Origin of the sequence: Mesorhizobium sp. WSM2561 (genome assembly GCF_000513915.1) — a bacterium.
GTDB classification, from domain to species: domain Bacteria; phylum Pseudomonadota; class Alphaproteobacteria; order Rhizobiales; family Rhizobiaceae; genus Mesorhizobium; species Mesorhizobium muleiense.
In genome coordinates this window covers 1-8,718 of sequence record NZ_AZUX01000079.1, presented here as the reverse complement: position 1 = coordinate 8,718, position 8,718 = coordinate 1, and the positions used below count along the sequence as shown (strand labels likewise).

Annotated in this window: 7 protein-coding genes and 3 pseudogenes; 4 read left to right on the top strand and 6 right to left on the bottom strand. The window is 60.1% G+C overall.

Features of this window, described 5'->3' with window-relative positions; genetic code table 11:
- Position 1: 1 nt before the first annotated feature.
- Positions 2-142 (bottom strand): annotated as a pseudogene (locus M727_RS43520) (pentapeptide repeat-containing protein); the annotation flags it as partial.
- Between M727_RS43520 and M727_RS43515 the strand changes: the two are divergent.
- The 4 genes and pseudogenes from M727_RS43515 to M727_RS0131980 all read left to right on the top strand — a co-directional run.
- A pseudogene (locus M727_RS43515) lies at positions 123-326 on the top strand (hypothetical protein); the annotation flags it as partial. The pseudogenes M727_RS43520 and M727_RS43515 sit on opposite strands and share 20 nt — an antisense overlap.
- A complete protein-coding gene (locus M727_RS0131990; protein WP_027155954.1) occupies positions 323-538 on the top strand; it encodes a hypothetical protein in 216 nt (71 codons plus the stop codon). The pseudogene M727_RS43515 and the gene M727_RS0131990, both read left to right, overlap by 4 nt.
- A gap of 402 nt (positions 539-940) precedes the next feature.
- Positions 941-1,627 carry a gamma-glutamylcyclotransferase gene (locus tag M727_RS0131985; RefSeq protein WP_027155953.1) on the top strand — a complete coding sequence of 229 codons (687 nt, stop codon included), beginning with the start codon at positions 941-943 and terminating at the stop codon, positions 1,625-1,627.
- 268 nt (positions 1,628-1,895) lie between these two features.
- Positions 1,896-3,401: a winged helix-turn-helix domain-containing protein gene (locus M727_RS0131980; protein ID WP_027155952.1), complete on the top strand. Its 1,506-nt coding sequence runs from the start codon at positions 1,896-1,898 to the stop codon at positions 3,399-3,401.
- A gap of 311 nt (positions 3,402-3,712) precedes the next feature.
- Here the strand turns inward: M727_RS0131980 and M727_RS0131975 are convergent, their stop codons facing one another.
- From M727_RS0131975 to M727_RS42630, 5 genes and pseudogenes are all read right to left on the bottom strand, one after another.
- The gene (locus M727_RS0131975) at positions 3,713-4,873 is read right to left on the bottom strand and encodes an ABC transporter permease (protein WP_245269099.1); all 1,161 of its coding nucleotides are present in this window, start codon (positions 4,871-4,873) and stop codon (positions 3,713-3,715) included.
- A gap of 55 nt (positions 4,874-4,928) precedes the next feature.
- The gene (locus M727_RS38500) at positions 4,929-5,672 is read right to left on the bottom strand and encodes an ABC transporter ATP-binding protein (protein ID WP_156941720.1); all 744 of its coding nucleotides are present in this window, start codon (positions 5,670-5,672) and stop codon (positions 4,929-4,931) included.
- Positions 5,673-5,679: 7 nt separating this feature from the next.
- The gene (locus tag M727_RS38495) at positions 5,680-6,954 is read right to left on the bottom strand and encodes an efflux RND transporter periplasmic adaptor subunit (protein WP_198032739.1); all 1,275 of its coding nucleotides are present in this window, start codon (positions 6,952-6,954) and stop codon (positions 5,680-5,682) included.
- 332 nt (positions 6,955-7,286) lie between these two features.
- Positions 7,287-7,628 carry a hypothetical protein gene (locus M727_RS0131960; RefSeq protein WP_027155950.1) on the bottom strand — a complete coding sequence of 114 codons (342 nt, stop codon included), beginning with the start codon at positions 7,626-7,628 and terminating at the stop codon, positions 7,287-7,289.
- A gap of 877 nt (positions 7,629-8,505) precedes the next feature.
- Positions 8,506-8,718, bottom strand: a pseudogene (locus M727_RS42630) (VOC family protein); the annotation flags it as partial.

Below are 8,718 nucleotides of genomic sequence, written 5' to 3'. Positions count from 1 at the left end.
ACTATTCCTGCTGGAATTGACAGGGCCAATCTTCAGGCCTCGTCAAGCCAGAAGGCAACTCGGTCCGGGCGTCTCCGCAAGCCATGTTGAGCTGCCACTGGGACAGACCCGCCGAATTGGAAAGGTCGACGCCCTCGCGCCGCATCCTTGCGGCGAGCCTAGCACAACTCGGGCGTCTTGAGGAGGCGCGCCGGGAGGCACAGACGTTCATGATGAGCAATCCGAATTTCACAATCCGGCATTGGTCCGCCTCGCAACCTTTCCGTGATGAAAACGTGCGGCGGCATTTTGTGGAGGGCTATCGCATGGCCGGGCTGCCAGAATGAACGGTTGGCGGGGCCGCCTTGATATGGCCAACGGAGACTTGCGGCACCGGATCGTGCGACGCGAGGATCTCGCGGCCATCACCGTGCTTATGGATGCTGCCTGCGGCTATCACCCCGCCGAGAAATTCTTTGACGACCGTGGCGGCGCTCCGGTGCCGATCCTGATGATCTCTGAGCTAGGGCTCAAAGGGCAATCCGCCCGCTGCTGGTAGTTGCTCTCGTCCAGGTCAGGAGGATGTTGGAGATTCAAACAAGCCATCTCGAACTATAACAGTGCTCCAAATTTCGCCTGAACTTCCGCTCCCGGTCGAGTCGGACCTTCGTGGCGGTGTTCGCGAGTGTCCGGAGATGGCGCACGTGGTCAGTTGATGCGTTCAGACTTCAGATTGCCTGATGAGGTTCGGGAAGGTCCGGCCGGGGTGTGGAAACCTGCCCTCGAAATTGACCGCCGAAATGACTTGATTGCGCCTGTCTGCAGACATTCTGTGGTACGGCCGCGCACCGACTAGACCAAGCTAAAATCAGAAAAACTTCAGAACGACGTCGGTACAGGCCCCTTTCGCGGACGCATAATGCGCTCGATCCGAGACGAAAAGCGTTGAGCGTGTACCAACATGATGCTGACCCTCACCCCTGAACTTGTAGCCAAGGCCCATCGCCACGTCGTCGATCCAGGACCGCGTTCAGGGACTGTCTATCTGCAGGACGAGGATTATGCGTGGTGGGTTGATCATATCCTTACAGGACGCGGGCAGAGCCGCGAATTCTTGGTGTTCGCCTACGGCTCCCTGATCTGGAAACCGGAATTTGCGGCCGTCGAGGAACGGATCGCACATACCTACGGCTGGCATCGCGCGTTTGCGCTCAAAATCACTCGCTGGCGGGGCTCACCGGAACGTCCTGGCCTTATGCTGGCGCTCGATCGGGGTGGCGCGTGCAAAGGGATCGCCTTTCGCCTGCCGGAGGAGGGATTGACCGAGGCGTTGGGCAAGCTGTTGCGACGCGAGATGTCTGCAAAACCGCCGTCGAACGTGCCTCGCTGGATAGGGCTCGAGACCGCACAAGGTCCGGTCCGAGCGCTCGCATTCGTGGTCGATCGCAACGCGCCCGCCTATGCCGGCTCGCTCGAACTAGGACAGGTGGCTGACACTTTGGCGACCGCAGCCGGACACTGGGGTTCATGCGCCGAATATCTCTACAACACCATCACTCACCTCGAAGCCAGGGGCATCCGAGACCGGAAGCTCTGGCAGCTTCAGGCGTTGGTCGCCGAACGGCTGCAAGCAGAAAAACGGGCTTGAAAGGAACGCGAGATGCTTCATTCCCTCGAGCGCACAAACGAAATCCGGCAGGAACTTTTCGAGCTTCTCGCGAGCAGCGCGGCAACCTTTTGGTGCTGCCCGTCACAAGCCTCCATTACGGAGGGGCTGGAAGCGGCATTGACAGCCATTGAAACCGACCATTCCTTGGAACGTCCGTCGGAGCCAAGCCGACCTCCCTTCTTGATGCGAATTGCAGGTCGTTGGCCTATAAAGGTTTGGCTTAGCCAATTCGGGAACACGGCTTTCGATGGCGACCGAAGCGTCAGCTCAAGCCTGTCGTCTGGGGAAGTTCAGCTTCGACCCCAGCAGCGGAGCGTTGTCTTACGACCGTGAGATCATCTTTCTGCGGCCGAAAGCCCAGGTCCTCCTTTCGCACTTGGTCCGAAATGCCGGCCGTGTGGTTTCGAAGTCGGAGCTTCTCGATGCAGTCTGGCCGGAAGTGACGGTCACCGAAGATTCGCTGACCCAGTGTGTCCGCGAGATCAGAAAGGCCCTCGGGAATGAAGCGCAGGCGCTGGTCCGCACAGTCTCCCGGCGAGGTTACATGCTGGCAGTCGCAAGGGAACCCGACCTGACAACAGACGCACCAGCAGTCGCCGTTCTCCGCTTCCAGCATGGAACCGACGATCCGACCGAAACCGCGATCTCCGACGGCATTGCTGAAGACATTCTCAATGGTTTGGGTCGATTCAGGGCCGTAACGGTGCTTGCACGGAGCACGAGTTTCGCGGTGAGCGGCGAAGCGGCCCAAGAGTGGAGGACGCTTGGCGAAAAGCTTGGTGCCGACTACTTCGTCGATGGCGATATCAAACGCTTGGGCGGCACTTTCGACGTCGGGGTTCGTCTGACAGAGGCCTCCCGTGGGGTTCAGCTTTGGAGTGACCGATATCTGGCACAAGATACCGAGATTTTCTCCGTCCAGAACGAGATCGCGCGTCGCATCGTCAGCCGCCTCGTCTCGCGTCTGGAGGATGCCGGGCTGCAACGGATGTCGAGCAAGCCGACTGACAGTCTTGCCGCCTATGAATTGGTGCTTCGAGGTATTGCCGCGTTGCGCGGCTATCGGCCCCAAGACAATGAGGACGCTCGCCAGTTGTTCGAAGCAGCAATCGAAAAGGACCCGCATTACGGCGTTGCACAGTCCTATCTGGCGCTGTCGCAGGTCATCATCGGCGGGTACGCCATGGCATCCACGAAGGTGCTTGCCGGGGCGCTCGACCTCGCCCTCAAAGGTGTGACGCTGGCCCCCGAAGACCCGCGGTGTCACCGAATTCTAGCTATCGTTCGGCTGTATCTCAGGCAGCACGACGCCGCCGAACAGCACGTCAGACGCTCGCTCGACCTCAATCCTCATGACGCCGACACCGTTTGTCAAATGGGCTATCTGATGACCATGCGCGGCAGGCCGCTTGATGGCCTGGCTTGGATAGACCGGGCGTTTCGCCTCAATCCCATCCATCCGGACTGGTACCACTATGATCGGTCTGTGGCACTGTATTCAATCGGTGAATATCGGTCGGCGGCAACAGAACTTGAGAGATTGCCTCTGCTCGGTCCCGGTGCCCGCGTCCGACTCGCCGCCTGCTACGCTCAGATGGGAGAACTACAAATCGCCAAGCAGCATTTAGGCGCGGCCGCTGTGGCAGGGTTTTCCCCGTTGGATTACGTCAAGAATGGCATTGTCTTCGAGCACGCTGCCGATATCGAGCATCTTGTCGAAGGCGTGAGGAAGGCATCCGGACAGGCAGAATAGCGCCGCATGTCCTCGGCGGAGGGGATGACAGCTGTTCGCGATTTCCGGACGTTTGACCGTAACTCCACTTGGTCGGCTTAACTTTTGGGCGTCCTGATCGGTGATGCGATCGGTACTGCGGACATTGCGAACTCACCTCATGCATCGTCCCGCGACGAGGTGCCGCACAATTTTCCGAACCGTGCAGTTCGTGAGCTCCGTGTGCCACGAGTTTCTGGGTCTTTGCGGCGTCGAAATTGGCCGACTAATGCGCGGTGGCTGCCAAACTCTCGAGTTTGTGGGATCGCAGAGGTTTCAACTCTCCGTGCCGATCATTCTGCGCGCAGCGCTTTGATCGGCTGTAGGCTTGCGGCCTTGCGGGCGGGATAGTAGCCGAAGAAGACGCCTACAGCCGCGGCAAAGCCGATAGCCAGCAGGATGGCGCTGAGGTCGACGATCACCGGCCATTGAGCGATAGAGCCAACGGCGATTGCCGCAACGATCCCGATCGCGGCACCTAGAATACCCCCGAGCAAGGCAAGCGTTACTGCCTCAACGAGAAACTGGGCGAGGATATCTCGCCGTCGTGCGCCGACCGCAAGCCGCAGCCCGATCTCGCGGACCCGCTCCGTCACCGTCACCAGCATGATGTTCATGATGCCGATCCCGCCCACCACCAGCGAAATTGAGGCCACCGCCGAAAGCAGCAGCGACACCACGCGCGTGGTCGAACCCTCGACATTCGCAGCTTCGGCGAGGTTGCTCACCATAAAGCTGTCTTCCTGACCCGTCCGCAACCGGTGGCGCTGCCACAGAAGGTCGCGGATAGCTGCCATCGTGTCCTCGGCCGAGGCCCAATCGGCGAACTTGACCGTGATGCTGTGTACGAAGGTCGGATTGGCGCGGCTCGTGCCGATGAACTGACGTCGCACCGTCTTTAGCGGCACAAGTGCCACATCGTCCTGATCGTCGCCCCATACGCTCTGACCCTTCCGCTCCAGCAGTCCGATCACCGTGAACGGCACGTCGCGGATGCGAATCGCGGCGCCTACCGGATCGGCTCTTCCGAACAATTTCTCCCGCATCGTCGTTCCGAGGAGCACCACATTGGCGACGCGCTTGTTGTCCTCCGGGGTCATCTCCTGCCCGGCGATAACCTGCCATTCGCGCGCCGAGAAATATTCCGGCGTCACGCCGCGCACCACGCCTTGCCAATTGCTGGAACCGATCGTGAACTGCTCGCGGGCGTGGAGGAGTGGGGCCGCCACCACAACGCCGGGGATTTCCATTCCGATCGCCGCCGCGTCCTCTTCACTCAGCCGCGGCGCGCCACCGGCCCCAAGCCGGACACTGCCCATCTTCGCACTGCCCGGGCTGATACTGATGAGATTGGCGCCGAGGCTGCGGATCTGGGCTGCGATGCGTTCGCGCGCACCAACTCCGATCGCGATCATCACCACGACAGCCGCCACGCCGATGATGATGCCCAACATGGTGAGTGCGCTGCGCAGATGATGGGAGCGTAGTGATCGCAGGGCCGTTCTTGTGCTACCGGACATTGTTGTTAGCCAAAGATAGATGGCGAGCGTTACCTAGAGACCGTGCCTGTTGCGCGACAGGGTTGTCGGACACAACGCGACCGTCTCGAAAGGCGACAATGCGATCGGCATGGGCAGCTATCTGCGCCTCATGGGTGACCAGCACAATGGTGAGGCCCTCTTCATTGAGGCGGCGGAAAATTGCCATGATCTCCAGCCCGGTCTGGCTGTCGAGCGCACCAGTGGGTTCATCGGCGAGCAGAAGCAAAGGCTCCGTCACCAGAGCACGGGCAATGGCAACGCGCTGCTGTTGTCCGCCCGAGAGTTCGGCAGGAGTATGTCTGGCCCGATCGGCGAGCCCTACCCTGGCCAGCATCGCCAGGGCTGCGCGCCGCCGCTCTCCAGCCCACATGCGGCGATAGACAAGCGGCAGCTCCACATTTTCTAGTGCGCTGGCCCGCGGCAGCAGATTGAACGACTGAAACACGAAACCGATGTTGCGATTGCGGATTGCAGCGAGCTCATCGTGATGGAGACCACCGACGTAAACCCCGTTCAGGCGGTAGCGGCCTTCGCTGGGACTGTCGAGGCAGCCCAGTATGTTCATGAAGGTAGATTTGCCTGACCCAGAAGGTCCGATCACCGCGACGAATTCGCCTCTTTGAATCGTCATAGTCACCCCTTCGAGCGCCCACACCGGTCCTCCGCCAACACGGTAGCAATGGCGCAGCCGATCGACTTGGATCAGGGCCATGGATGCCTCACCGCAACCGGAACTTGACCAGGACGGAAGACGCGTCATCGTCCCGACGCGGAGCAGTGGCAAGCCCTGTAATGACCTGCTGCCCCTCGGTCAGGTCGCCTGCCAGCAACTCTGTTGTACGACCGTCGGTGATCCCAAGCCGGAGCGAAACCAGCTTCGGCTCGCGGTCTGGCCCAATTACAAAGACCTCGCCCGGACTTCCTGCCTCTACGCCCGTTTCGGCAATCGCCGGCGCGGTTGAACGCGCCTCGTCTCCGGTGTCATTCGGCGGCCGGAAACGCAGGGCAGCATTCGGCACTTTCAAGACGCCCTGTCGCTTGGCCACTACCACACTCAGATTGGCGGTCATGCCGGGCAACAGCAGCTCATCGGAATTTTCGGTACCGACCACCACTATGTATGTGACGACATTTTGGACGACCTGCGGTGCCTTGCGGATCTGCTTTACCGTGCCGGTGAAGATTCGGTCGGGATAGGCATCGGCGGTGAAAGTAACCGGCTGGCCAAGCGCAAAACGACTAATATCGGCTTCCACCACCGAAGCCTCCACCTGCATCTCAGTCAGGTCCTGAGCTATGGTGAACAGGATCGGTGTCTGCAGGCTGGCCGCAAGGGTCTGACCACCACTAACGGCGCGATTGACCACTGTGCCGGTGACCGGCGCGCGTACATAGGTGCGGTCAAGATCGATTTGGGCCTGCTGAAGCACCGCTTCCTTCTGCTTCACCTGGGCAAGCGTGTTGGCGAGCTCGGCTTCGGCCATATTGAGTGTCGCCTTGGCGGCTCGAACGGCTGCCGATTGCGACAGTTCCTCCGCTTGGGCGGCAGTCGCCTGCGCCTTGGCAGAGTTATGCGCAGTGTTGTCCCGCTCCCATTCACCCTGCGTGATGATCTTCTGCTTAGCCAGCGAGCGTTTGCGGTTCACTTCCTGCGCCGCCCCATCGAGCGCGATTTCGGCGCGTGCAGTCTGGGCTGCGGCAGAATCATATCTGGCCGCGGCGGTCTCCATCTCTGCCCTGGCCCGCTCGATCTGCGCCCGCTGTACGGAAACCTGCGTTTGGGCCATCTCCCGTTCGGCAAGGGTTTGCGCCAGTCTTGCTTCGTAAATCTCCGGCTCAACCCGGGCGATGACCTGGCCTTTGGTGACCTTGGAGTTGAAGTCGACATAGAGTTCCTTCACCCGACCCGAGAGCTGAGAACCGACTTCCACCATGACCAGTGCGTTCAGCGTGCCAGCCGCCTGCACAGTTGTGACGAGATCGCCACGCTCCACGGCTTGCGAGCGATAGGCTGGGGTATCGGGCCCGGTCGAGGACGGCTTGAGGAGAGCTGAGAGGTGATTGAAGGCCGACAAAACCTGGCCGGAAGTCGCCGATGGCGTCGGTCCCATCGAACTCCCGGGCGTCACCGCCGCGCCGAGGATTACAGTAATGAACAGAACGCTGCGCATCATGTTCTGACCACCTCCGAGCCGGAAGGGGAAGTAGACCCCTCCCAACTCTTACTCTGTGCTTGGCTTGGCATGCCGTAGAGGAATTCATTCCATCGATGGAAAAAATTCTTGAACAGCCAGCCACATGGACGAAAATTCGAAATTTTCGGATATCACTGCTGCTTGCATTGACCTTGATTACCCTCGCACGGCTGCGGCTCGGTCTTGTTTCCCAGGTTGCCCTGGCCTTCGGCGGACTCTTGGGTGGCCGTGCCGAATGCGTTCCCTTTCACGCCCTCCTTTTTTGTCTCCGCGCATACGCAGTCGGGAGTGGGGCCGGTCTTCTCGCAAGACGCCACCGTGGTTCCCTCGGCGGCGCAGAAGTCTGTGCACTGCTGCGCCGACACGCCAGGACAGTTGTTCTGCGCTAGAGTTCCGCCTGTTCCAAGCAACAGTGTCCCACCCATGAAAGCCGCAGCCGCGGCCAGCTTTAATCCACTATGTCCAACAGTCATGTTCTCCTCCGAATTTGCCAGAGCTAGAGGGTGCTGCGCAGGCCATCTCTGGCACTGGTCGGCAGCATGAGGGCGCAAGAAAGCCCTCGATGGCTCGATTATGCTGTGGAAGATGTGGATGCTATGAGGCCGCCAGCAGCGGGTTTAAGCCGCCGGGCCTCCCAAGACTCTTTCGGGTGAAGTGCCCTCTGCGGCGCGTAGAACCGCCGCAATATTTGGCCTGCGCAAATCGACAGCGCTCATTGTCGTGCTCCAGTACGACCGTAAGCAGGATAATATTCGCTCTTACTAATATATTACCACATATCGGCGGAAGCTGGCAACAGGGTATCAAGAAATACGCCGTTTGACGTACCGCTAAATCGATTTGGTAGAGCGGCGAGCGCCGGACTTTTTCAACAATATCCGCCAGAAACGGACTTTGTTCGGGTGGTCGCGCTGTGGACGGTCGCCTGATCGTTAGATGATGTCGTCGGCGAAAGACCTGCACAGGCCCCCAAGCCCGCTCCAGCCCACGGTTCGAGATCGGCGAGGATTTTTCTCCTTAGGCGACACTAGCCGAAACGCGCATAGTCCTGCCTCTCGACTTGGCGCCGAAGCGCGGACGCGGAATAGTCGTCGTCGGGCAAAAACCGTTGGCCAACGGAGTCTGGGTGCCAAGCGGGAGCGATTGGTGGCAGTCCACACCGTAGCCTTGCCAATTTGCCTTGGATTGGTTCGGATTAGACTGCCGCCTTGGCGCCCGCAGTTGATTGGCGTACATGGATTGGGGCGTAGCTGCTTTGCGCTGGGTCAAATTTCGGGCGCAGTTGAATATCGGCTCACGACCCGTTGCAGTCGATGACGGGAGCATCGGTGTGAGGCAGGATCAGTCGGATCAGTCTAGCCAAAGCTCCTGCTTGCGTTCTTCAAAGCCGAGCACGCGTTTGCTATCGGTCCACCGTGCGACCTCGCCCTCCATTCCATCGGGGTCCTTGAAGGTCACAAGACGGACAGCGCCGAAATCTGTAATGGTCCCATCCGAAGCGCCTGCCTTCACCAGACGTCGCCTGACTTCCTGCAAGCGTTCTTCATCGTCTACCTTCAGCGC

Excerpts from the sequence above, each read along its gene's own strand:
- M727_RS0131980 (WP_027155952.1), top strand. The coding sequence starts at position 1,896 with ATGGCGACCGAAGCGTCAGCTCAAGCCTGTCGTCTGGGGAAGTTCAGC.
- M727_RS0131975 (WP_245269099.1), bottom strand. The coding sequence starts at position 4,873 with ATGTTGGGCATCATCATCGGCGTGGCGGCTGTCGTGGTGATGATCGCG.
- M727_RS0131960 (WP_027155950.1), bottom strand. The coding sequence starts at position 7,628 with ATGACTGTTGGACATAGTGGATTAAAGCTGGCCGCGGCTGCGGCTTTC.
- M727_RS0131990 (WP_027155954.1), top strand. The coding sequence starts at position 323 with ATGAACGGTTGGCGGGGCCGCCTTGATATGGCCAACGGAGACTTGCGG.
- M727_RS0131985 (WP_027155953.1), top strand. The coding sequence starts at position 941 with ATGATGCTGACCCTCACCCCTGAACTTGTAGCCAAGGCCCATCGCCAC.
- M727_RS38500 (WP_156941720.1), bottom strand. The coding sequence starts at position 5,672 with ATGGCCCTGATCCAAGTCGATCGGCTGCGCCATTGCTACCGTGTTGGC.